Annotated in this window: 21 protein-coding genes; 7 read left to right on the top strand and 14 right to left on the bottom strand. The window is 41.6% G+C overall.

What is annotated here, in order from left to right:
• Positions 1-21 precede the first annotated feature (21 nt).
• From F0145_RS13765 to F0145_RS13740, 6 genes are all read left to right on the top strand, one after another.
• Positions 22-1,131, top strand: a complete 1,110-nt coding sequence (locus tag F0145_RS13765; RefSeq protein ID WP_150088999.1) for a glycosyltransferase — start codon at positions 22-24, stop codon at positions 1,129-1,131.
• Between the two features lie 291 nt (positions 1,132-1,422).
• Positions 1,423-2,460, top strand: a complete 1,038-nt coding sequence (locus tag F0145_RS13760; protein ID WP_190277550.1) for an O-antigen ligase family protein — start codon at positions 1,423-1,425, stop codon at positions 2,458-2,460.
• A complete protein-coding gene (locus F0145_RS13755) occupies positions 2,420-3,505 on the top strand; it encodes a glycosyltransferase (protein WP_150088997.1) in 1,086 nt (361 codons plus the stop codon). Before F0145_RS13760 ends, F0145_RS13755 begins: the two co-directional genes overlap by 41 nt.
• A 330-nt stretch (positions 3,506-3,835) precedes the next feature.
• Positions 3,836-4,786 carry an O-antigen ligase family protein gene (locus F0145_RS13750; RefSeq protein WP_190277549.1) on the top strand — a complete coding sequence of 317 codons (951 nt, stop codon included), beginning with the start codon at positions 3,836-3,838 and terminating at the stop codon, positions 4,784-4,786.
• Between the two features lie 79 nt (positions 4,787-4,865).
• The gene (locus F0145_RS13745; protein ID WP_223816053.1) at positions 4,866-6,005 is read left to right on the top strand and encodes a glycosyltransferase family 4 protein; all 1,140 of its coding nucleotides are present in this window, start codon (positions 4,866-4,868) and stop codon (positions 6,003-6,005) included.
• A gap of 61 nt (positions 6,006-6,066) precedes the next feature.
• Positions 6,067-7,449 (top strand): undecaprenyl-phosphate glucose phosphotransferase, encoded by a 1,383-nt coding sequence (locus F0145_RS13740; protein ID WP_150088994.1) that lies wholly within the window; start codon positions 6,067-6,069, stop codon positions 7,447-7,449.
• Between the two features lie 94 nt (positions 7,450-7,543).
• Here the strand turns inward: F0145_RS13740 and F0145_RS13735 are convergent, their stop codons facing one another.
• Both F0145_RS13735 and F0145_RS13730 read right to left on the bottom strand, forming a co-directional pair.
• Positions 7,544-8,524 (bottom strand): pyruvate dehydrogenase complex E1 component subunit beta, encoded by a 981-nt coding sequence (locus F0145_RS13735; protein ID WP_150088993.1) that lies wholly within the window; start codon positions 8,522-8,524, stop codon positions 7,544-7,546.
• A 158-nt stretch (positions 8,525-8,682) separates the two neighbouring features.
• The gene (locus tag F0145_RS13730) at positions 8,683-10,464 is read right to left on the bottom strand and encodes a tetratricopeptide repeat protein (RefSeq protein ID WP_150088992.1); all 1,782 of its coding nucleotides are present in this window, start codon (positions 10,462-10,464) and stop codon (positions 8,683-8,685) included.
• 132 nt (positions 10,465-10,596) lie between these two features.
• Between F0145_RS13730 and F0145_RS13725 the strand changes: the two genes are divergently transcribed.
• Positions 10,597-10,815 carry a PspC domain-containing protein gene (locus F0145_RS13725; RefSeq protein WP_150088991.1) on the top strand — a complete coding sequence of 73 codons (219 nt, stop codon included), beginning with the start codon at positions 10,597-10,599 and terminating at the stop codon, positions 10,813-10,815.
• Here the strand turns inward: F0145_RS13725 and F0145_RS13720 are convergent.
• The 12 genes from F0145_RS13720 to F0145_RS13665 all read right to left on the bottom strand — a co-directional run bounded on the left by F0145_RS13720 (position 10,780) and on the right by F0145_RS13665 (position 23,008).
• A complete protein-coding gene (locus F0145_RS13720) occupies positions 10,780-11,832 on the bottom strand; it encodes a glycosyltransferase family 2 protein (protein ID WP_223816051.1) in 1,053 nt (350 codons plus the stop codon). The genes F0145_RS13725 and F0145_RS13720 overlap by 36 nt on opposite strands.
• Positions 11,822-12,157 carry a YbaB/EbfC family nucleoid-associated protein gene (locus F0145_RS13715; protein WP_150088990.1) on the bottom strand — a complete coding sequence of 112 codons (336 nt, stop codon included), beginning with the start codon at positions 12,155-12,157 and terminating at the stop codon, positions 11,822-11,824. Before F0145_RS13715 ends, F0145_RS13720 begins: the two co-directional genes overlap by 11 nt.
• 76 nt (positions 12,158-12,233) lie before the next feature.
• Positions 12,234-14,144 (bottom strand): T9SS type B sorting domain-containing protein, encoded by a 1,911-nt coding sequence (locus F0145_RS13710; protein ID WP_150088989.1) that lies wholly within the window; start codon positions 14,142-14,144, stop codon positions 12,234-12,236.
• Positions 14,141-15,307 (bottom strand): aromatic amino acid lyase, encoded by a 1,167-nt coding sequence (locus F0145_RS13705; protein WP_150088988.1) that lies wholly within the window; start codon positions 15,305-15,307, stop codon positions 14,141-14,143. The genes F0145_RS13710 and F0145_RS13705 overlap by 4 nt, the downstream gene beginning before the upstream one ends.
• A gap of 2 nt (positions 15,308-15,309) precedes the next feature.
• Positions 15,310-16,683, bottom strand: coding sequence for a histidine--tRNA ligase (gene hisS / locus F0145_RS13700; protein ID WP_150088987.1), 1,374 nt, complete (start codon positions 16,681-16,683; stop codon positions 15,310-15,312).
• 242 nt (positions 16,684-16,925) lie between these two features.
• On the bottom strand, positions 16,926-18,488 hold the full coding sequence (locus F0145_RS13695; protein WP_150088986.1) for a bifunctional GNAT family N-acetyltransferase/carbon-nitrogen hydrolase family protein: 1,563 nt from the start codon (positions 18,486-18,488) through the stop codon (positions 16,926-16,928).
• Positions 18,489-18,619: 131 nt separating this feature from the next.
• Positions 18,620-19,276 carry a 3-oxoacid CoA-transferase subunit B gene (locus tag F0145_RS13690; RefSeq protein WP_150088985.1) on the bottom strand — a complete coding sequence of 219 codons (657 nt, stop codon included), beginning with the start codon at positions 19,274-19,276 and terminating at the stop codon, positions 18,620-18,622.
• 331 nt (positions 19,277-19,607) lie between these two features.
• Entirely contained in the window at positions 19,608-20,306 is a 699-nt protein-coding gene (locus F0145_RS13685; RefSeq protein ID WP_150088984.1) for a CoA transferase subunit A, read from the bottom strand.
• 29 nt (positions 20,307-20,335) lie between these two features.
• Positions 20,336-21,274, bottom strand: a complete 939-nt coding sequence (locus F0145_RS13680; protein ID WP_150088983.1) for a bifunctional riboflavin kinase/FAD synthetase — start codon at positions 21,272-21,274, stop codon at positions 20,336-20,338.
• Positions 21,258-21,950: a tRNA pseudouridine(55) synthase TruB gene (gene truB / locus F0145_RS13675; protein ID WP_150088982.1), complete on the bottom strand. Its 693-nt coding sequence runs from the start codon at positions 21,948-21,950 to the stop codon at positions 21,258-21,260. The genes F0145_RS13680 and truB overlap by 17 nt, the downstream gene beginning before the upstream one ends.
• Positions 21,950-22,792, bottom strand: a complete 843-nt coding sequence (locus F0145_RS13670) for an undecaprenyl-diphosphate phosphatase (RefSeq protein ID WP_150088981.1) — start codon at positions 22,790-22,792, stop codon at positions 21,950-21,952. The genes truB and F0145_RS13670 overlap by 1 nt, the downstream gene beginning before the upstream one ends.
• Complete coding sequence (locus F0145_RS13665; RefSeq protein ID WP_150088980.1) at positions 22,793-23,008, bottom strand: DUF3098 domain-containing protein; 216 nt, start codon at positions 23,006-23,008, stop codon at positions 22,793-22,795.
• Positions 23,009-23,088 lie beyond the last annotated feature (80 nt).

Below are 23,088 nucleotides of genomic sequence, written 5' to 3'. Positions count from 1 at the left end.
TTAGCGGTTATTTTTTAATTAATGCAGCCAAAACCATCTATTTTTTTTATTATACCTTCTTTGCACGGGGGAGGTTCCGAAAGAGTTATTACGCATCTGATCAGAAACCTGAACCCGGATTTATTTAGTATAACCCTGGTGCTGGTTAAGAAGGAAGGCGTTTTTTTAAGTGCCATTCCGGAGCAAGTGCCTATTATAGTTTTAAATTCGTCTCAGACCCGGTATATACCAGTTAAATTGGTTAAACTTATCTGGCAACACAAGCCAGATATTGTATTTTCTACGTTAGGCCATCTAAATCTGATAATTGCTACCCTGCGGTTTTTAATGCCTGCGAAAACCCGGTTCATTGCCCGTGAATCGAGCATGGTAAGTTTGCATAATAAAAATGAGCGGTTCCCGATTATATTTAATCTGCTATTTAAAACGGTTTATAAATCTTTCTATAAAATTGTTTGCCAATCGAGGTACATGCAGCAGGATTTAATAGAAAATTACAACATTCCGCTGTCTAAAACCTTTGTAATAAATAACCCCATAGATTTTAAGCTGATCAACAGCCACATAAATGTGCAACAGTCGCCTTATGAACCGGGGTTTGTAAATTTTGTGGCCGTGGGCCGGTTATCAGTCGAGAAAGGTTACAACCGGCTGATTGATGCCTTTGCGGCCGTACCGGAGCAGAATATTAAACTAACTATAATAGGCGAGGGGGATGATTATGACCTTTTAGTTAAACGTATTGCAGAGCGCGGATTAGAAAACAAGGTTTGCCTGGCCAGATTTATTAAAAATCCATATAATTATATGTTTCATGCGCACGCGTTAATTATAACTTCTCACTACGAAGGCTTTCCAAATGTGGTAATAGAAGCAAATGCCTGCGGTACGCCAGTAATTGCCATGAATAGCCCCGGCGGAATTTCTGAGATAATTGATGAGAACCGCAACGGCTGGTTAATACAAGATGATAATATTCTTGCCTTGACCCAAAAAATAAGGGAGGTGGCTCTTTTACCAAAGCCCGCACCTGCCGCATTGGTGCAGTTAGCAGAACAAAAGTATTCGCTCGCTTATATTATTCAGAAGTACGAAGGTTTATTTACGGAAGCACTTAAACAAAATTCTTAAATTTTTATAATGCTGCTTTCTTTAAAAAGATTAGTTTTTCTGTTGCTTATAACCTTGCCTGTTACTTTTAAAATAGAAGTATTACCGGGTGTTTTTCTTTATCCGCAAGAACCGCTGCTAATTTTAATTTTCTTTATAATTTTCTTTGGCCGGAAAATTACTTATCTCCCTCAGTTTCTTAAACCCTATATTTATTTTTTATTTGCTCTTTTCTTTATTCTGCTCTCTACAGTCTTATCTTTTTTTAAATACATAGACATAGCCGGCCTTTTTAAGGCTTTTAAATACTTTGTGTACCTAACCTGTATTCTGTTTTTAGCCGGCTATGATTTTAGGGGATATCTAAAAACCTTTAATAAAGTCGCGCTGTCGGCTCTATTAGTCACCCTTTTATTATACGTTTATAACTGGCTTACCTTTGGCGGTGGTACCAGTGCCTATTTGCACCTGACTACCTGGGATGTGAACTATGTTCCTTCGGGCTTGTCTAATCTTAATTTTAGTATTTTCAATTTTTCATTTTCCCGTTCGGCTGGCAATCACGGTATCTATGGATCTTATTTGGTATTGGTTTATCTGGTAAATTTATACCTGCTGCTGAAAAAACGGGAAGAGGTTACAAAATTAAATTACATTTTAATAGGGTTAGTTGTTATTAACTTGGTATTACTTACCTCGCGGGAGTCATTACTTATCTTCCTAATTGTTAATTTATTCTTTTTTATAAAGGATATTATCTCTTTCCGTTTAAAAAAACATTATCTCTACCTCTTAGTCATATTAGTATTATTCATTAACTATGTATTAATAAAAGACATTGATTTTGGCCTGATTAGTAAAATTAAACACACCATTCAATCTTATCAGGAATCGGGCGGGGAGCAGAATATTAATCTTCGGTTTCGGGTCTGGATGCTCATTCTTTTATCTTATAGTTTATATCCTTTCTCTTTACTGGTCGGGTACGGCTACAATCAGCTTAATTTTGTGGATGCAATTGCTTCTACCAATAATTATTACGATTTGTATAAGCATTATGCCTCTGTACCCGAAAGTTTGTTTTTTTTGATGCTAGCCTACGGAGGTTTGTTTAGCCTGCTGTTGTTGCTGGCTTTCTTTTTTCAGTTGTTTAACCGGTTACTTAAACTAAAAAAGTTTTCGGCTTTACACGAGCTGTTTTTATACTTTACAATCGGCATTTTTATTAGTAATAACACAGGTGGATCTTTGATGTCGGATTTATTGCTGGCTCAGTTTTCTTTGTTTTACCTGTTTCTAAACAAGTGGTATGTACAGGAAGAAAATTTTACTTATTACAGTAAGGGCTGATTTCGGAGGCGGACCTAAACACGTTGATTTATTAATCAATAATATTTCAAATAATTTTGAACTTTACGTGGCCTGTCCTCCGGATAAACCTTATTTTGAACTTTGGCAGAACAATCCGAAAGTAAAAAGTGTATTTCAATTACCACACCGGAAATTTAATACTTCGAAATTGACCAGCCTAGCTGCTTATTGCCGGCAAAATCAAATCGGGGTGGTTCATTCGCACGGCAAAGGGGCGGGAGTTTATGCGCGGCTTTTAAAAATAATGCTGCCTTCGCTCAAAGTAATTCATACGTTGCATGGTTTTCATATTGGGGAATATGGCCAGCTACAGAAGCAGTTATATTTTTTGTACGAAAAAGCCCTGGCGCCACTTACCAAAACCTTTATCAATGTATCGGAAGGGGAGAAAAAACAATGTATAGATTTCAAGCTTTTTAAACCTAATCACTCCGTAGTCATTTACAATGCCATAGCTCCGCTAGAAAATAAAGCAATTCCCATATTACCAAAACTGGCTAATAAAACAGTAATTACTACCATTTCGCGGTTTGATTTTCAAAAGAATATGGAATTAGCTTACGAAATAGCTAAAGTTTTTAAAAATCAACCCGATGTAGCTTTTTTATGGATTGGCGATGGCAGCGATAAGCCAAAATTGGCTGCGCTAGCCCAGCGGGAAAAGCTGCAAAACATTTACTTTACCGGCTTTTGTGATAACATAGCCGGCTATTTAAGTTTGACCGATATATATTTATCTACCTCCCGGTGGGAGGGGTTACCCTATGCATTAATTGAAGCTGCCAGTGTAGGCATTCCGATTGTAGCTTCGGATGTGGTAGGAAATAACGAAATAGTAGAGCCCAATAATAATGGTTTTTTATTTAATCTTAATTCGCCGGAAGAAGCAGTTGCGTACTTAAAATTATTAGTAGCAGATAAAGATACTTATGCGGCTATGTCGGAGGCTGCCTACCGTATTTTTCAAAAAAAATTCAGGATAGAAGCTATGATTGCCAAACTGGAAAGCGTTTACGAAAATTAACTTTATTTCTAAAGATTAAATTCTATGCTAACCAGATTAACAAGGGTAGCAACCTGGCGGGCAATCCATTTGGGAGCAGTGCTGCTGCTGGTAATCAGCATGCCTTATAAAAGCAATATCAATTCTGTTTTTTTAGGATTGGTTGTAGTAATATTTTTATTCAAAACGCCTTTAAGACAGCATTTTAGTTTTTGTTTTAGAAATAAAAGAATACTGGCTTTTGTATTCTTCTTTTTACTGCATGTTTTATCTGTTTTAAACAGCAGCAATCTGGCAGCGGCAACAAAAGATGTTGTTTTAAAATTACCTTTTCTTCTTTTACCAGTTAGTATGGCCGCTTTTCGCTGGACTCCAAGCCGCCAGAAACTTATTTTGAATGCCTTTATCTTTAATATTCTTATTCTGTCGGTGGTAAGTTTTTTAAAAACGTATTATAAAATTTTTAACGGCGGGTTACTTGATTTTAAAGATGTGCTAGGTTATGATTGGGCTTACTTTGCCTTCATCATGCCCGAAGCGGTTAATGTCCATGCACCTTATTTTAGCCTTTATATTGGAGTAGCCTTACTATTTATTTGCCGTCAGTTATTAAATAATTTCCGGTCGTATTCCTGGCATCAAAAATTTGGGTGGTTGGCCTTATTGGTTTATTTCTTATTATTTTTAGCCGTATTGTCTTCCCGGACTGCCATTTTTGCCACCTTATTTACCTTGGGTATTTGGGTAAGTATTTATCTGATTAGGAGGGGGTACACCCGCTATTTAATCGGCATTGGCGCTACTCTTTTACTAATCTTATTCGCTTTTTATTCTAACTTCCCTTATTTAAAGAAAAAAATAGAAAACCGGAGTGGCGTTTCTACCCGCAGCTACATCTGGCAAGCCGGGAATTCTATTGTAAAAGAAAACATCTTGTTTGGGGTTGGTACCGGCGATATAAAAGACAACTTGCGTGCGGCTTATCAGAAAATTGGTTTTGAAGAGGGCCTAACGCATACTTACAATGCGCACAATCAATATTTACAAACTGCTATTGGCTTAGGGGCAATTGGCTTTATAGCATTGTTATTAATTTTTTTTACGCTCATCGCCGAAGCTCTGTCTACCCAAAATATTCTCTTGCTGGCTTTTGTAATATTATTTGGTTTGTGTTGTATAACCGAATCGCTATTGAGCCGGCAACACGGCATTATATTATTTTGCTTTTTCTCCTCGATATTACCCATTTTTGAAAACGTACCTAAAATCACACCTGCCAGATTCTCAAGTAGCCTTAAGTAATACTTAATTATTATCTCTGCAAGGTTTTTCTAAAAGAGGTTTTAAGTAATCTGTTTTATTGCGTTAAGCTTGTTTATCTTTGCTTTCGAAAGAAGACTTAATGGACAAATTAAACCAATTTGCGCTGGTGCACGATTGGCTCCCTTTAATAGGAGGAGCCGAAAAAGTATTAGAAGCGATTCATCAATTATACGGCGGGCCGATTTATACTTTAATTCAGCATCCGGAAAATCTTCGGAATTCTTACTTCGAAGGTAAACCCATTACTAGTTCTTTTATTCAGAAATTACCTTTTGCCAAAAATAAATACCGCAATTACCTGGCTTTATTCCCGTATGCCATCGAGCAATTTGATTTAAGGCAGCACGAAGTAATTATTTCATCGTCTTACGCGGTGGCTAAAGGTGTAATAACCAATGCCAATCAACTGCATATTTGTTATTGCCATTCGCCGGTCAGATACGCTTGGGATTTATATCATCAGTATCTGGAAGAAGCCAATCTGCAGCGGGGAATAAAAGGCATGGTGGCCAAAACTATTTTGCATTACTTACGCAACTGGGATATTGCTTCGGTTAACCGGGTAGATTATTTTATTGCAAACTCAGAATACATCGCCAAGCGCATTAAAAAATTATACCGTCGCGAAGCCACCGTTATTTATCCGCCGGTTGATGTAGACAAATTTGAGCTATGCAAGCAAAAGGAAGAGTTCTATGTAACCGCCTCCCGGATGGTGCCTTACAAAAAAATTGATTTAATTGTAGAGGCTTTCGCACAGATGCCGGATAAAAAACTGGTAGTAATTGGCGATGGACCAGATTTTAATAAAATTAAGGCGAAGGCCTCTGCTAATATTGAGTTGCTGGGGTATCAGCCCTTTGAGGTGTTAAAAAGTTATATGCAGCGAGCCAAAGCCTTTGTATTTGCCGCTGAAGAAGATTTTGGCATCATACCCGTAGAGGCCCAAGCCTGCGGCACACCCGTAATTGCCTATAACCGGGGTGGCGTAAAAGAAACTGTTATTAATTTGGAAACAGGCGTTTTTTTTCAGAAACAAAAAACAGCAAGCATTATAGCCGCCGTTTCGGAGTTTGAAAAATTGAAACTAAGCCCGCTGGTTATCCGTCAAAATGCTGTCCGTTTTAGCCGCCTGGTATTTATGGAAAAGTTTAAAAATTTCGTAGATTCTAAATATACCCAATTCAGGCAGGAGTAAGCCAAATATTTATTTACTACCCGAAAATTACTTAGTTTTGCGCATAATTTTTTAGACGTTAATGTCAGGACAGTATTCGAGGTACATTAAATTAATTTATTCTCTTGGCGATTTATTTTTTATAAATATTTCAGCGATTCTGGGCTATTATTTGCAATTCAGGTCTTTTTCGAATTTTATAGATTCCCGGTATCTTAGCCTATTGCTTTTTTCTAACCTAGCTTGGTTAGCTACTTCCTCCATCTTAAATGTATATAACATACACCGGGTTACCCGCATTACTAACATTACCTCTAGTGTATTAAAGCAAATTATTCTGTATATTTTGCTTATTGAGGCTACCCTGAATATTACAGAATCTTATTTCTTTTCCCGGTCATTATTAACTACTTCTTATATTCTGCTGGCATTTTTTATGGTAGCCTGGCGGGTGGGGCTAATTCATTTACTAAAACTATATCGCCGGAAGGGTTATAACTACCGGCAAGTTATTATTGCAGGTTATAGCCGTTCCAGCCTAAACTTGCAGTCCTTTTTTCAGACCCACCCGGAACACGGTTATCGCTTCCTGGGCTATTTTGATGATAATGCGGAGCATGGCGACAAAGTAATTGGCAAAATAGCTGATATTCGCTCGTTTGTCTATGAAAACAATGTAGACGAAATATATTGCTCACCTTATGAGTTAAGCCGCGAGCAGGTAATTCAATTAATTGATTTTGCTGATAATAATTTAATCCGGTTAAAATTTTTGCCAGATACCAGTGGTTTCGATTACAAAAAGTTTAAAGTAGATTTTTATGATTTGCTACCGGTAATTATTTTGCGTACTATTCCTCTGGATGATGTTTTTAATAAAATAGTTAAAAGAAGTTTCGATATTGTTTTTTCCTTAATCATTATTGTGGGCCTGCTGTCGTGGCTTATTCCATTGCTTGCCATTTTAATTAAGCTCGATTCTAAGGGGCCGGTTTTCTTTAAACAGCAACGGTCTGGCATCAATAACGATAGTTTCTGGTGCTGGAAACTGCGGAGCATGTACGTAAATAACGAGTCGGATACCCGGCAAGCTACAAAGAATGATTCCCGTATTACCCGCATCGGGGCCTTTCTGAGAAAAACCAGTTTAGACGAGCTGCCCCAGTTTTTTAATGTCTTAATTGGTAATATGTCGGTGGTGGGGCCGCGCCCGCACATGGTGAAACACACCGAAGAATATTCGCAGATGATTGATAAATTTATGGTCCGGCATTTTATAAAACCGGGCATAACTGGTTTATCGCAGGTAATGGGTTACCGCGGCGATACCACTGACAGCCGGAAAATGAAAGGTAGGGTAAAAATTGATATTTTCTACCTCGAAAACTGGTCCTTTTTACTGGATATTAAAATCATTTTCCTGACTATTTATAATATTTTTCAGGGGGAGGAAAACGCCGGTTAGTAATCTAAAAATCTACAACAGCCGATAACATAAAAGGCTTCTGAATTTCAGAAGCCTTTTATGTTATAAGAGAAAATAATCAGATAATAATATTCTACTTTTTATACATTACTGCTTTTACAGCATTTACCGTTCTCTCTACATTAGGCAACGAAGCTTCAATTAAGGTAGGTGCGTAAGGCAAAGGTACATCGCGGCAGGTAACGCGTTTTACCGGCGCATCCAGGTAATCGAAGGCATTATGCTGTACGTTAAAGGCAATCTCAGAAGAAATAGAGGCTAAAGGCCAGGCTTCTTCTACTACCACCAGGCGATTGGTTTTCTTTACCGATTCCAAAACGGTTTTGTAGTCAATCGGACGAACGGTGCGCAAGTCGATTACTTCGCACGAAATATTTTCTTTTTCGAGTTGTTCGGCGGCAGCCAGCACCACTTTCATGATTTTACCAAAAGAAACAATGGTAACATCTTTACCGGGGCGTTTTACATCGGCCACGCCAATCGGAATCGTATATTCTTCTTCCGGCACTTCGCCTTTATCGCCGTACATTTGCTCCGATTCCATAAAAATAACCGGATCTTCATCGCGAATAGCTGATTTTAATAAACCTTTTGCATCGTACGGATTGCTGGGAACTATCACTTTTAAACCAGGGCAATTCGCATACCAATTCTCGAAGTTTTGCGAGTGCTGCGACGATAACATACCGGCGCTACCAGTTGGACCCCGGAATACCATGGGTGCCATGTACTGGCCACCAGACATGGACATTATTTTTGCCGCAGAGTTGATAACCTGGTCAATTGCTACCAGCGAGAAGTTAAAAGTCATGAACTCGATAATAGGGCGCAGGCCGTTCATGGCGGCACCAACCCCAATACCCGCAAAGCCTAACTCGGCAATGGGCGTATCAATTATCCGTTCGGCACCAAATTCATCCAGCATACCCTGGCTTACTTTGTAGGCACCATTATATTCGGCCACTTCTTCACCCATCAGGAATACCCGCTGATCCCGACGCATTTCTTCCGACATGGCTTCGCGCAGGGCTTCTCTAAATTGTATAGTTCGCATGTTTATGTGTTAACGAATAAATATTTGCAGCTTAATAGGCTAGCTCATTTTTCATTTGTGTTCAAAGTTAAAATGAAAAATGTAAATAAATAGCCTTTTTCCTTAGAAATTCCGCTGAAAGTTTAAGTAATACTTTTTCTTAAGCTTGTTTATAAAACTTATCTTTTTAATGCTGCCTGAAAATAATCTTTTTTTAGGTAAGGGCGAAACTCCAGATCATTAATGGCGCGTTGCACAAAAGATTTATCGGCTTGTACGGCCCGTTTCAGGTGAGCCGCCATTAAGTTCTCGTCTTTAACCCGGGCAGCAATAATGGCCAAACTATAATAAGCCAGGGCATCGTTGGGCTTTAACTTTAAAGCTTCTTCGTAAAACTTCGGCGAATCGTCGTAATTTTCTTTCAGCATGTAGCAGAGTCCTTTGTTAATGTAGTTTTGGTAGGTGGTGCCGGCAAAACGAAGGCTAGTGAGGGCATCGTCTATTTGCCCGATTTCTATTTCCAGCGCAGCTTTATCAGCAAAAACTTTTTCCAGGATTTCTTTATTGCCGCCTAATTTAATGGCATAATCGTAGGCCTGTAACGCTTCCAAGGCATTACCTCGCAAATGATGCGCAGAAGCCGCGTGGTAAAAAGTACGGGCAGCCGGATTGCGGTGGCTTGCATATATTAAGTTTTGCGCCGATTTTTTTAACAACTCATTTTTAAGTTGCGGCCGGTGCTCCTGCTTCGCCATTAATAAATATACTACTCCTAAATTATGGTAGGCTTGCCAATGGTCGGTGGTGCGGATAGCCGCTTCGTATATTTTTTGTTTCTCGGCTAGTAAAGGGGTGAGGGTAGCGGCATACCGAAGTTCTTGGTCGGTAAGTACACTTTTATCGGCTGCTTTTTCTACTATTTTTTTAGAGAGCAGGTATATTTCGTAATTCTTTTTTAGAACTGGGCTGTAGGCAATTTTTACTTCGGCAAACCGCAGAACAGGGTACACATAAAGTTCCAGGTATTCGTACGATTCCAGTTGTTGCAGTTTTTCTTCTTTCTCCAAAAAACTACCTTCGCCGTTTACAATGGCCAATATTTTATCTACTTCTTCTTTCGGGAGGGCCGAAGATTTTACCTTTTTAATAAAAGAATCCCAGCTTTGCCGGAGCGGAGTAGGTTTAAACGTAATGGCTTTGGTATTATTTACATAATCGCTTACATCCAGTTTATGCTTGTAGAATCTTTGTAATACCTGCACCCGTTGCGCCGCCAATCGGGGCTTTTGCAATTCTTCTTTTTCGGGTGAGGTGCCCGCAATTATTTCTATGGATTCTGTTTTATAATTTGCTTCAATAAAATCGTTCAGCACGCTTACGTTCGTTCCTAAAAAATCCCGAAGCGCCGTTTGGCCTTTATCGAAGTAGAAAGTTAAGGTGTTGAAGCTTTCTTTTTCGGGTTCGAAGTTATCTAACTCATAAGTTACTTCGTTGTTGCGGGCCACCAATTTAGAAGTTGTAATCAGGCCTTTGGCTAATTCCTGCTTAGAAGTCCGCTTTTCGTGCCGCTTTTTATTTGAAGCTACGCCTTGCATCAGTAACTGGCCGGGGTTTTTCTCGGGAGTATACGGGATGGAAAACTGCCGCGTAATCGTTGGCCGATCGTTTTCGTATACAAATTCGCCGGGCGTAAAAGCAATTCGGCCAACCGCATCTTCCTGCGCCTCGCCGTATTTATAAGTAAGTTCCAGGCCGTAAACAGCTTTTTTCTGCACCATTTTTAGCGGCACCTGGGCTTTCACCTCAAACAAAATATTATCGCCGCTTACCTCCAGTTGGTGCGGAATAACGGTTACCTGTTGTTTTTTGCTTAATTTAACCAGGCGCGAAAGCGTACAACCCGATAATAAAACACTGCAAATAAGCGACAAAGAAGAAAAATATACTAAGCGTAATTTCATATCCAGTTTAAAAAAATATCGTATACGGGGCACAGGTTCTGGTTTAATTAATTAAATTACCAATTGGCATTTTAAAGTTATACCGGTTTTTAATTGGCATTTGTATTTTATTAACTATTATTTTTACACCGTATGGAACGTTTACAATACTTCCTGGAGTCCCAAGCTTTTGGCGTCTGCACAAAAATCGGTGAAAAACTAGGTTTTGCTACCAGCAGTATCCGTTTTTCTTTTATTTACCTGTCTTTTCTAACATTTGGTTCGCCGGTAATTATTTATTTAATGCTGGCTTTCTGGATGAATATTCGCAAATGCCTACGCCGGCAACGCAGCACGGTTTGGGATGTTTAACTGCGGATAAACTCTTCGGTTATTAATAAAATATTCGCCAACCAAACTTCTGGGGTATATCAGTTCCGGGCAAATCTTATGCTCGTGGGAAGTTTGCGCGCGTCTTTTTTGCCAATATTTGCGGTTTTGCCACAAGTGCCAGTGCGCCCGGAAAACGGCTGCTGCATCCTGGCGATATCCCGTCAGAAAAAACTTAATAGCAGCTACCCAGTCCAGCACAATTCGGGTAAGTAATATTTTGTACAAATTATCCGGCCCAATATTTTTGTACAACAAAGCCAACCCGTTCCGGAAATTTAAATATGTTTTGCGCGGACTGTTTTTGGGTAAGGTACCGCCGCCTACGTGGAATATTTCGCTATGGCCGCAATACATTATTTTGTAGCCCATTAATTGTAGCCGCCAGCACAAATCTATTTCTTCCATGTGGGCAAAAAAAGCCGGTTCCAGACCCTGGGCTTGCCAGTAAGCTTCCGCTCTTATAAACAAACAAGCCCCGGTTGCCCAAAATATTGGCCTGGTATCGTTGTACTGGCCGTGGTCTTCTTCAATGCTTTCGAAAATGCGGCCCCGGCAAAAAGGGTAACCCAGGTAATCTATTAAGCCACCGGCGGCTCCGGCATATTCAAAATATTGGCGTTTAGCGTACGATTTTATTTTGGGCTGACAGGCGGCAATATTGGTATCTGCATCCATTAAGGTAATTATGGGCTGCAGCCAGTTGGGCGTTACCTCAACATCTGAATTTAGCAGCACATAATATTGGGCTTTTACTTGCCGCATAGCCCGGTTATAGCCTTCGCAAAAGCCTAGGTTTTCCGAATTTAATATTAACCGTACCTCCGGAAATTCTTTCTGCAAAAATAAAATAGAATTATCGGAAGAGGCATTATCGGCTACTACCACCTGGCAACCCGGCGAATGCGCAATAACTACCGGTAGAAACTGCTGGAGAAATTTCTGGCCGTTCCAGTTTAAAATAACAATAGCAACACGCGAGGCCGAATCAGAAACCAAGATTATTTAAGTCTAACCCCGGAATATTTGGCAGCAAACCTTCAGTTTGGCGTTTCATTTCGTCTTTGGCTTTTTCGCCGGCTTCGTCCATAGCTTTGTTTACAGCAGCCACCACCAAATCCGAAATCATTTCTTTATCATCTTTATTTAGAAGGGAATCATCTATTTCCAGGCTGATGAGCTTGCGCTGGCCATTTACTTTGGCTTTTACCAAGCCGGCGCCCGATTCGGCGGTAACCGTTATAAACTGCAAGTTATCCTGGGCTTCCTTCATCTTGGACTGCACTTCTTTCAGCTTGCCCATCATGCTAAACATATCAAACATAAAGCTCTTCTTTAAATTATAAAATACAAAATTAAGCAAGGCATCTTATTCACCAAAAATAAAAACAGGCGCTTGCTTACCGTACTAACGTAAGGGTACCGGTTTGGGTAATATTTTTGCCCGTGCTATCGGTAGCCGATAAAGAATAAACGTAAACGCCTACGGGTGCATCTTGTCCTTTAATTTTGCCGTCCCAGCCATTTTGCTGATTCGAGCTATCGAAAATAATCTGACCCCAGCGGTTTAATATTTGCAGCCGGAAGTTACCGTAAACTTGGCCTTTCACTTCAAAACGGTCGTTTAAGTTATCGCCGTTCGGCGAAAAAGCGGTTGGCAATGAAAATTTACTTTCCAGCTGCACAAGCACAGTATTCGAGAAGGATATTTCGGCTTGGTTGCCAATGGTTGCTTTTATCCGGAAATATTGCTGTTGCTCGGCGGTATTTATCTTCTGGCTGAAAGTATTGCCGGTAACGGGTGTGCTGCTTAGTACCGTGCCGTTGGCAGCTACCCGTTCCAACACGTACTGCGGCGCACCGGGCATACCCAAATAATTGGTCCAGTTCAGGTTTAAGGTACCGTTAGGGTTTAAGGTTGCTGCTAAAATAGCGGGGCAGGTGGTATTGCTGGCCGCAGAAGTTTTGCCGCAGTTATCTTCAAAAAAAGCCTGGTAACAAAGCTGGCCACTATTGGTGCCGGCATTTGCATCGGTTAAAATAGTTTTATCCGAAGTAGCGAAGGTGGTAAACGGCGAATTTTGCTGGCTTTTTTGGTAAGTAATAATTTTAGGTTGATTGCTGTTGCCGGGTTTAAAGGTTAATGCTACCTGGTTGTTGGGGGTAAACGTGCTGCTTAAGGTGCCCGGTTGCAACGCATTGGTGGTGGTTACGGCCGCACAAGCTTCGTTGGAAACCGAACTATAATTATTTTTTAAGGCTGCCGTAAGTTGGTAGCAGTAATTTGTGCCGCAAACCACATTGTTATCGGTGTAAGTAGTAATATTGGCGGGTAGGGTTTGCAACAGCGTGCCGTTCCGGTATAATAAATAATTCTCCAGGTTACCGGCTTCGCGGTAAAAAGGCCACGTTAATACTACCTGGTTATTGCCTGGCGTTGCGGTTAAAGGCTGACTACAAATATTGGCCAGCGTAACGTTTAAATTACTGCCACATTTATCCGTGGTGCGTAACCGGAAACAAGCTGGAGTGGCTGTATTAATATTGTTGATGTTGTAGCTTTGAGTAGCGTTGGCCGGATTTTTCAAGGTATCAATTAAGGTAGTGCTGGCGCCAACTACCCGTTCCAGAATGTAGTAATATGCGGGTTGCAGGTTTTTGATGCTTAAAACCAATGTGCCGGCGGTGCCTGGGGTAGTAATCCGGATATTATCCAGCACCGGGGCGGTAGGTGCGGGCAGGGGCTGCACCGTTGTTTCGGTCTGGCGGGAACAGGTAGCGCCGGTATAAGAAGCCGTTACAATTACTTTTAACGGCGCACCCGCGCTGTATTGATGGGTAGCAGAAGCGCCGCGGTTCAGATTCTGCTTGGTGCCATCGCCAAAATCAACCAGAAAATTATTGTAGTTGGTATCGGTAATTTTAACCCGCACTTGGTTTTGGGCACAGGCGATTACGGTAAATACCGGCGGCGGCGTATTTACCACCACAAAAGTTCTTTCTTTCTGACTAATTTGCCCGGTGTTAATTAACTGAGTTACAGTGTAAGTGCCGGGTTGGTTATAAGTAAATATTTTAGTGGTATCCGTAGAAAAAGAAACCCCATTGCCTTTATCGAAATCGTAATATTCTTTGTCGGGTTGGGTATTGGGCAAACACGATTTAAACCGGATGGGCTGACCGACGCAAAACTGGGTTACTTCCTGGCCGCTTGCATTATATGCCTTAAACTGATCGGGACAGGAACTAACCTGCGCCCATAATAAAGGGGACCAACTGAGCAGAAATACCAAAAAAGCTAACTTTTTCAAGTTACAGGAGCTGGGGTTGTTAACCGGGTAAAATCGATTATTTTATGTAGCTGGTTTGATACCGCCTCTTTAGGAACGAAGAAAGCCGAATGGTAATATGCGCTTAAAGTTAAATTTCCGGGGGTTAAACTAAAAACTTTACCAACTTGGCTTACCGACCAGAAAGCAAGGGCAATAATTTGCTCGGTTAGGTTGATGGCTTCAGATAATGCCTGGTGCAGCATCCGCATGTCCTTGGTTAAAATAATGGTATCCGTAGGATTAATGCCGGTAAGTTTAAGTTGTTTTTGCAGCGATTGTACCAAATCCGAAGCCAAAGCAAAACTAGAAGTAGCTGGTGGTTCGGAGGTAGCAACCAGGTTGTCGTAAGTTTCGGCAGTTAAATCGGTAAGCGCCGTGGTTACGGTAATGAGCTTTTGTAATAAATCTATAACGGCATCACGCACCTGGTGTAAATCTTGTTTATCAGGAGGGAGGGCGTAGTTCTGCTGAATTATTGTGCGCGTATTTTCGAAATTATCATCTAATATTTTCGAATCGGCGGGTAAAGAGGCGGGTTGGTCCGAAGATATTCCGTCGAATACCCCAATTAAATATTCCAGCCAGTTTAATACGGGCGCCAGGCGAAATAAATTGTTCAGCAGGTAAGCGTAAGTAAAAGTGTTTTGGCTGGTGAAGTTGCTTATTTCGGAGGCAGACAACGAAAGCGGTTGCCAGCTAAAAATATCCATTACATCGGCGGCGTTCAGCTCGTAACCCTGGAAACTAACTTTGCCCAAACCCAGCAACGGCAAACCTAATTGCGTTAACTGACTAGCCGGTAAACCTTGTTCGTGCACTACCGGCCACACTTCGCGGTTGTAAAAAGCTAAGAGCCTTTGTATGGTTTCGGATTGCACCGGAAGATTTGCCGGCAACAGGAGCGTACTTAATTGCAGCACCAAAGCCAGCCTGATTACTTCCTCCGGTACGGCCGGTCCGAAGCTTAGACCATGCGCCGCTAAAAATGCTTCGGCAGTAGCGCTGTTGGTTTTATTTATTGGGGTGTTGATATTGTTTAGTTTTTCCAGAAGGTCCGGCGAAATCTGTATTAAAGATTTTTCGCGATAAATATTCTCCAGGTCCTCCAATGCAAGGGGTTCGGCAGTCAGATTGTAGGCCATATTTAAATCTCCAGGAGTTTGGCAATTACACCTTCGGCAACAACTGCCATTTGCTCGCCGGTCTGCATATTTTTCAGTTGCAGCAAGCCGGTTTGCATTTCTTCGGAGCCTACCAGCAACACAAAAGGAATTTTCTTCTGGTCGGCGTAGGTCATTTGTTTTTTAAGTTTGGCTGCCTCGGGGTATAATTCGGTGGCAATACCGGCATTCCGGAACTGCTGCAACAGCGGCAGCGAATATTCTTCCGATGCTTTATCGAAGTTACTGATTAATAATTGCGTAATGGTTTGGTTGGAAGCCTGGAACAAGTTTAATTCTTCCATCACATCGTAAATCCGATCCACACCAAACGAAAATCCTACGCCCGATACATCTGGTAAGCCAAACATGCCGGTTAAGTTGTCGTAACGGCCACCGCCGCTAATGCTGCCCATGGTTGCGTTATTTACCTTAACCTCAAAAATACAACCAGTATAATAGGAGAGGCCTCTAGCTAATGCAATATCTAAATTGAGCGCAGCATTTTTTACCTGGAAACTAGATAAATATTTGAATACCTCTTTTATCTCATCCAAGCCTCGTTTACCTTCAGCGGAATTTTCTAAAATATTATCTAAGCTGCTGATTAAGGTGTTACTATCACCTTTAAGGTTAAGAATAGGTTGCAGCGCGGCAATTGAATCATCACTAACACCCCGTTCAGATAATTCTTTATTTACGCCTTCCTGGCCAATTTTGTCGAGCTTATCTATGGCTACGCAAATTTCAACTTCCCGGCCTTTTTGCCCGATTGCTTCGGCAATGCCGGCCAGAATGCCCCGGTGGTTTATTTTTATAGAAAAATCGGTAATGCCTAAGTTACTCAGTACTTCATCAATCATCAGCACAATTTCGGCTTCGCAGAGCAACGATTTGGTACCTACCACATCGGCATCGCACTGGTAAAACTCACGGTAACGGCCGCGTTGCGGACGGTCGGCGCGCCAAACCGGCTGAATTTGATAACGCTTAAACGGAAAAGTAATTTCGTTCCGGTTCATCACCACAAAGCGGGCAAACGGCACCGTTAAATCGTAGCGAAGTGCTTTTTCTGAAATTTTACGCAGCATACTTTTGCTGCCTTGCTCAAAATCAGTAACAGCGGTTTTAGCTAAGTAATCGCCGGAGTTTAATATTTTAAAAATAAGCTGGTCGCCTTCTTCGCCGTATTTACCGGTTAATACCGATAAATTTTCCATAGCGGGTGTTTCCAGCGGCTGGTAGCCAAATTTTTCAAAGGTCTTCCGGATGGTCGAAAAAATATAATTTCGTTTTACCACCACCTGCGGATTAAAATCACGGGTTCCTTTCGGAATAGCGGGTTTATCTTTACTCATGGTTAGCCTAAATTGGCCATAAAGTTAAGTATAAGTCTTTAGTTTTTAGATTTTTGTTAAGGTGTAAAAATATAATAGAGCAGTTCAAAAAAAAGCATAAAAGAGATTACTTTAAACAGTAAAGTTGAATATTGTATTGATTATAAATGTATTATACTTGTTTATATAAATCAGTAGTGCAATAAAAAAGCACCAGGTTCTGCCCGGTGCTTTTATCTTAAATGTTGTTTCGGAATTAAGAATTAAAAAACAGTATCGGTAATTTCCTTTTTCAGCAACCAGCTTAGGCTGTAAAGGTCTTTCCGGCGGTCGCGCAGGTTCCGGACGCTGCCGCCGGTATTCAAATCTTTAAGTAAGTCCAGGTCCAAATCGGCAATTAAGGTCATTTCGGTGTTGGGCGTAGCTTCAGCTACCACGGCATCGTGCGGGAAAGCAAAATCCGATGGCGAAAACACCGCTGATTGCGAGTACTGAATATCCATGTTTTCGACGCGCGGTAAGTTACCTACGCTGCCGGTAATGGCTACGTAACATTCGTTTTCAATGGCGCGAGCCTGGGCGCAGCGCCGTACCCGGAGGTAAGCATTTTTGGTATCGGTCCAGTAGGGCACAAACAATACTTTCATGTCCATATCCGACAGCATCCGGGCCAGTTCTGGGAATTCCACGTCATAGCAAATCAGAATACCAATTTTCCCAATGTCGGTATCGAAAACCTGTAATTTATTGCCACCGCGTAAACCCCAATAATGCGCTTCGTCGGGCGTAACGTGCAGTTTGTATTGCTTGTCCCAGGTACCATCGCGCCGGCAGAGATAGCTCACATTGTGCAACTGCTTATTATTGTATTCGGGCATGCTGCCGGCAATAATATTAATGTTATAGGAGAGTGCCATGTGAATGACTTTCTCGCGTACTTCATCAGTATAATCGGCCAGGGTACGGATGGCAGCAGATGGCGAAGGATCGTTCGATAAGGCCATTAACGGCGCATTAAAGAACTCCGGAAACATAATAATATCGGCTTTGTAACTACTAACCGTATCTACGTAGAATTCGATTTGTTGCAGTAAATCCTCGATAGAGGTGAGGCTACGCATTTGCCACTGCACAATGCCTATGCGCACTACTTTTTTCTGAACGCCAATAATATCTTCGCTGGGTTCGTAATATACATTTATCCATTCCAGCAGCGTCGCGTAAGCTTTCGATTCCTGGTCGCTGGGCATATAGCCTTTTAATATTTTACGAACGTGGAAATCGTTACTCAACTGAAAGGTTAGAATAGGATCGTAAATTTCCTTATTCCGCACCAATTCAATGTATTTCTTCGGCGACATTTTTTCGGCGTTTTCCTGGTAACCCGGAATGCGGCCGCCGGCAATAATGGCGCGTAGGTTCAGGTTTTCGCAGATTTCTTTCCGGGCATCGTACAAACGCCGGCCCAAACGCAGGTTGCGGTAATCGGGGTGCACAAATACGTCTACGCCGTAAAGCGTATCGCCATCTGGGTTGTGGGTGTTAAATTCGCCTTTCCCCACAATTTCGTCGTAGGTATGTTTATCGCCGTAGTCGGAATATTTTACAATAATACTTAATGCACCGGCTACTACTTTGCCTTTATCGGTAATACAAATTTGTCCTTCCGGAAAAGCGTTGAGTAGATTTTCAAATTCTTTCTTTGTCCAGGAACCGCCCAAATTTGAGTAAACTGTATCCATGATAGATTTAACAGCTTTAAAATCAGCGAGGCGGAGTTGGCGGAGGGTTAATTTATGTTCAGTATCTTTTATCTTATCAGCCATTTTAGAGGGATGGAATTTTTTACAAAATTAGGATTTTGATTATACCGTAACAGCAGATTAGGCAAATAAAGTTCTTAGGGCCAGAATAGCGTTTGGCTTTTAACGGAAAAGCTTTTTAATAAGGTTAATATTTAAACTGTAATCTCCGGAATAGCTCCTTCAATTATTAATTGGCCGGCCGTCGCTTTTTGTATTTCTGCTACTGAAACACCAGGAGCTCTTTCCAGAAGTTTAAATCCTTGGGGCGTAATTTCCAGTACCGCTAAATCGGTTATAATTTTTTTTACGCAACGCAGGCCCGTAATAGGCAAGGTGCATTCGGGTAATAATTTGCTTTGTCCGTCTTTAGATGTATGTTGCATGGCCACAATAATATTGCGCGCCGAAGCTACCAAATCCATGGCACCACCCATGCCTTTCACCATTTTGCCGGGTATTTTCCAGTTAGCAATATCTCCCTTCTCCGATACTTCCATGGCTCCCAGAATGGTTAAATCAATATGCTCGCCTCGTATCATGGCAAAACTTTCGGCGGAGTTGAACAAAGAAGAACCGGGTAAAGTTGTTACCGTTTGCTTACCGGCATTTATTAAATCTGCGTCTACGGCATCGTCGGTTGGAAAAGGACCCATGCCCAGCAAGCCATTTTCCGATTGCAACACCACGTTCATGCCCGCCGGAATATAATTAGCTACCAAGGTCGGAATGCCAATTCCCAGGTTTACATAGTAACCGTCCTGCAGTTCCTGCGCTATGCGCCTTGCAATGCCGTGTTTATCAAGAGCCATGTTTTTTAAAGTGCTAATTTTTTAATGTGGTAATTAGAAAATGTGCTAGTGTGCTAATTTCTAAATGAGCTGATTATCAAAAAAACCTGTTTAATGTTAAAGTAAATTATTAAGGTAGCGTTCAAGTAACCCACACTTGTCATTCAGGACTATTTTGCAAGTAGCCAAATAGTCCTGAATGACACAAGTGAGTTCCTTAAACCCCAATTTGTAACATATAAAATCAGATATTTAGCTTTAAAGAACCATTTATTATAAATATATTTTCCTTTTTGTTGAAATCTCAACATATAACCCAATTAGCACATCAGCACATTAAAAAATTAACACATTAAGCGGAGCTGACCGTACGTTGTTCGATGCGTTTTTCGTAGTGCTGGCCTTGGAAGATGCGTTGGACAAATATGCCAGGGGTATGGATTTGGTTGGGGTCGAGGGCACCGGCGGGCAGGAGTTCTTCTACTTCGGCAATGGTAATTTTTCCGGCCGTGGCCATCAGGGGATTAAAGTTGCGGGCAGTGCCTTTGTAAACTAGGTTACCGGCCGTGTCGCCTTTCCAGGCTTTTACCAAGGCAAAATCGGCTTTTAGCCAGGATTCCAATAAATACATTTTGCCGTTAAATTCCCGGGCTTCTTTGCCTTCGCCTACTTCGGTACCGTAACCGGCTGACGTAAAAAAAGCGGGAATACCGGCGCCACCGGCCCGGATACGCTCGGCCAAAGTACCCTGCGGAATTAAATCTACTTCCAGTTCACCAGATAATAATTGGCGCTCAAACTCGGCATTTTCGCCAACATAAGAGGCAATCATTTTTTTAACTTGCCGTTTTTGCAGGAGTAAGCCCAAGCCAAAATCGTCTACGCCAGCGTTGTTGGAAATGCAGGTGAGGTTTTTAACTTCTAACCGGATTAATTCGGCAATGGCATTTTCCGGAATACCACATAAGCCAAAACCACCTAACATTAAAGTGGCGCCATCAAAAATATCGTGCAAGGCCGCCTGGGCGGAGGGAACTACTTTATTAATCATGCTTAAGAAGATTAAAAAAGTAATATAACTTATTTGGTTTGGTTAAGCAAGGCTAACGCTGAATCCTGATCCTGATGCAATTGTTCTTTTAGCGCTTCCAGACCCGGTAAATTTCTTTCTTCCCGAATATACGCAATAAAATAAATGGTAATTTCCTGTTCGTAAATATCCTGGTTAAAACTGAAAATATTCACTTCAATGGTTTGTTCGGTGCCGCCTACGGTTGGGTTGGTGCCAATACTCAGCATACCGCCATAAACCTGATTATTTACTTTAACCTGTACGGCGTAAATACCCTGACCCGGAATAAGTTTGTGCAGATCACTAACTACAATATTGGCGGTGGGGTAGCCAATGGTACGGCCTAATTGGCGCCCCCGCACCACTGTACCCGATAAACTGTAAGGCCGCTCCAAATACGCGTTGGCAGTAGCAATATTGCCGCTTTCCAAGGCCTTCCGGATTTTAGTGGAACTAACGGCGACATGATCAATATCGCGGGCCGGAATTTCTTCTACCTGAAAGCCGAAAGCAGGCGCGTGTTGCTGCAAATAAGCAAAGCTGCCTTCGCGGCCTTTCCCGAAACGGTGGTCGTAGCCAATTACAAATACTTTGGTCTGGATGGTAGCCAGCAATATTTTTCGGATATAGGCTTCGGAGGTTAAGCCGGCAAATTCTTGGGTAAAAGGAATAATTAATAAATAATCGATGGGGAAAGTAGCCAGTTGTTCTATTCGCTCATCAATGGTAGAAAGCAACTGCAGCGAAGATTGGTCCTGTGCCTGCAGTACCAGCCGGGGATGCGGCCAGTACGTAACTACCACGCTTTGACCGTTGGTGGCGCGGGTTATTTCCAGGAGGCGTTCAATTATTTTCTGGTGGCCCAGGTGCACGCCATCAAAAGTACCGCTGGTAACCACCGCGTGCGGCAGCACCGGAAAATCGGCTAAATCACGAATGACTTTCATCTTCTAATTGCTTTTTCCGAAGCTGAAAAATATCGTCGATGGTAAGCGCCTCGCTTAGTTCATATGGGCCAATCCGGGTCCGGACCAGTTTAGACAAATGCGCGCCGCAACCCAATTTTTCGCCAAAGTCGCGGGCCAGGCTGCGAATGTACGTGCCTTTAGAACAAATTACCCGAAACGAAACCAACGGCAGTTCAACGCCTATTATTTCAAAAGATTTTATCTCAATTTGTTTTGATTTTATTTCAGCGTTATCGCCCCGGCGCGCCAGCGTATAAGCCCGCTCGCCGTTTACTTTTACCGCCGAATAAATAGGCGGTGTTTGCTCAATTATTCCTTCAAAACTGCGGGCAGCTGCTAATATTTCTTCTTTGGTAATGTGGCTTGTATCGCGCGTTTGGTCTACTTCGGTTTCCAGGTCGAAGGAGGGCGTGGTTTGGCCTAAGGTAAAATGACCGGTATATTCTTTTTCCTGCGCCTGAATTTCTTCTATTTTCTTGGTGAATTTACCGGTGCAGAGAATTAGTAAACCTTCGGCCAGCGGGTCTAAAGTGCCGGCGTGACCAATTTTCTTTATCCGCAGCATATTCCGCACCTTCTTCACCACATCAAAAGAAGTCCAGGTAAGGGGTTTATTTACCAGCAGTATTTGCCCGTTTTCGTAATCAATATTCATTAAACAACCTCCAGTTTCACGCCCATTGCCAGCAGCACCAATATTAAAACGCCCACAATAATCCGGTAATAGCCAAAAACTTTAAACCCGTATTTGGTTAAAAAACCAATAAAAAATTTAATAGCCAGCATGGCTACCACAAAAGCAACGGCATTCCCAAATAACAATATTTTTAAATCTTCGATTGTGAGCCGGTTTAAAGCAGCTTCTATTCTGGGCTGGTTAAACAGCAACAGGTCGTCTTTAATATCCAGGTGCAGAAAATCGGTAATAAATTTATAAGTAGCCGCGGCCAGCATGGTAGGAATGGCCAGAAAGAAAGAAAATTCGGCCGAAGCTTTGCGCGAAATGCCCTGCGCTAAACCGCCAATCATAGAAGCAGCTGAGCGCGAAACACCCGGAATCATGGCTATACATTGGGCTAAGCCAATTATAAATGCTTGTTTTGTAGAAGGCGTAGTGTGCGTAGGATCGTTTTTAAACCAATCATCAATAAAAAGCAAAATAACACCGCCCACTACCAGCGAAATGGCAACGGTTAAAACGCTTTCGAGTAACTGGTCGATAACGCTGCTTAAGACAAAGCCAATTAATAAGGCCGGCAAACACGCAATAAGCAGTTTTTTGTAAAAGTTAATGGATTGAAAAAAACGCTTCCAATAAAGAACCAAAACCGACAGAATAGCGCCAAATTGAATATTTACGGTAAACATTTTCGTAAACTCAAACTTGCTTATTCCCATCAGGCTGGAAGCAATAATCATATGTCCGGTAGAGGAAACAGGTAAAAATTCGGTTAAGCCCTCTACTACGGCCAACACAAAAGCATGCCACCAGGTCATTTAAACGTCTTTGCGATCTTTTACCATAATGGCAAAAAACTCGATGATAAAGCCAATAAATACCAGAATAGGACCCAACGTAAGCCCAAGAAAGCCCAAACCGTACGGCTCTGAATCTAAAGACATGGTAAAAAAACCAACAGCCAAAAAAGCCAGACCCAGAAACATTAATAAATAGTTCTTTCTACCGAAAGCAAAATTGTTTTTATCTTCCATTATTTTTAATAGATATTCGATATTAGCTTATTAGATGTTCGAATACAAAAGTCTTATAAATATTTCGGTAAGAATTATTT

Origin of the sequence: Adhaeribacter rhizoryzae (genome assembly GCF_008629685.1) — a bacterium.
In the GTDB taxonomy this organism is placed as follows: Bacteria; Bacteroidota; Bacteroidia; order Cytophagales; family Hymenobacteraceae; genus Adhaeribacter; species Adhaeribacter rhizoryzae.
Note: the sequence above shows the minus strand (reverse complement) of the source record. Positions and strands in the feature narration are given on the sequence as shown.

Excerpts from the sequence above, each read along its gene's own strand:
- F0145_RS13765 (WP_150088999.1), top strand. The coding sequence starts at position 22 with ATGCAGCCAAAACCATCTATTTTTTTTATTATACCTTCTTTGCACGGG.
- F0145_RS13755 (WP_150088997.1), top strand. The coding sequence starts at position 2,420 with ATGTACAGGAAGAAAATTTTACTTATTACAGTAAGGGCTGATTTCGGA.
- F0145_RS13750 (WP_190277549.1), top strand. The coding sequence starts at position 3,836 with ATGGCCGCTTTTCGCTGGACTCCAAGCCGCCAGAAACTTATTTTGAAT.
- F0145_RS13740 (WP_150088994.1), top strand. The coding sequence starts at position 6,067 with ATGTCAGGACAGTATTCGAGGTACATTAAATTAATTTATTCTCTTGGC.
- F0145_RS13735 (WP_150088993.1), bottom strand. The coding sequence starts at position 8,524 with ATGCGAACTATACAATTTAGAGAAGCCCTGCGCGAAGCCATGTCGGAA.
- F0145_RS13730 (WP_150088992.1), bottom strand. The coding sequence starts at position 10,464 with ATGAAATTACGCTTAGTATATTTTTCTTCTTTGTCGCTTATTTGCAGT.
- F0145_RS13725 (WP_150088991.1), top strand. The coding sequence starts at position 10,597 with ATGGAACGTTTACAATACTTCCTGGAGTCCCAAGCTTTTGGCGTCTGC.
- F0145_RS13715 (WP_150088990.1), bottom strand. The coding sequence starts at position 12,157 with ATGTTTGATATGTTTAGCATGATGGGCAAGCTGAAAGAAGTGCAGTCC.
- F0145_RS13705 (WP_150088988.1), bottom strand. The coding sequence starts at position 15,307 with ATGGCCTACAATCTGACTGCCGAACCCCTTGCATTGGAGGACCTGGAG.
- hisS (WP_150088987.1), bottom strand. The coding sequence starts at position 16,683 with ATGAGTAAAGATAAACCCGCTATTCCGAAAGGAACCCGTGATTTTAAT.
- F0145_RS13695 (WP_150088986.1), bottom strand. The coding sequence starts at position 18,488 with ATGGCTGATAAGATAAAAGATACTGAACATAAATTAACCCTCCGCCAA.
- F0145_RS13690 (WP_150088985.1), bottom strand. The coding sequence starts at position 19,276 with ATGGCTCTTGATAAACACGGCATTGCAAGGCGCATAGCGCAGGAACTG.
- F0145_RS13685 (WP_150088984.1), bottom strand. The coding sequence starts at position 20,306 with ATGATTAATAAAGTAGTTCCCTCCGCCCAGGCGGCCTTGCACGATATT.
- F0145_RS13680 (WP_150088983.1), bottom strand. The coding sequence starts at position 21,274 with ATGAAAGTCATTCGTGATTTAGCCGATTTTCCGGTGCTGCCGCACGCG.
- truB (WP_150088982.1), bottom strand. The coding sequence starts at position 21,950 with ATGAATATTGATTACGAAAACGGGCAAATACTGCTGGTAAATAAACCC.
- F0145_RS13670 (WP_150088981.1), bottom strand. The coding sequence starts at position 22,792 with ATGACCTGGTGGCATGCTTTTGTGTTGGCCGTAGTAGAGGGCTTAACC.
- F0145_RS13665 (WP_150088980.1), bottom strand. The coding sequence starts at position 23,008 with ATGGAAGATAAAAACAATTTTGCTTTCGGTAGAAAGAACTATTTATTA.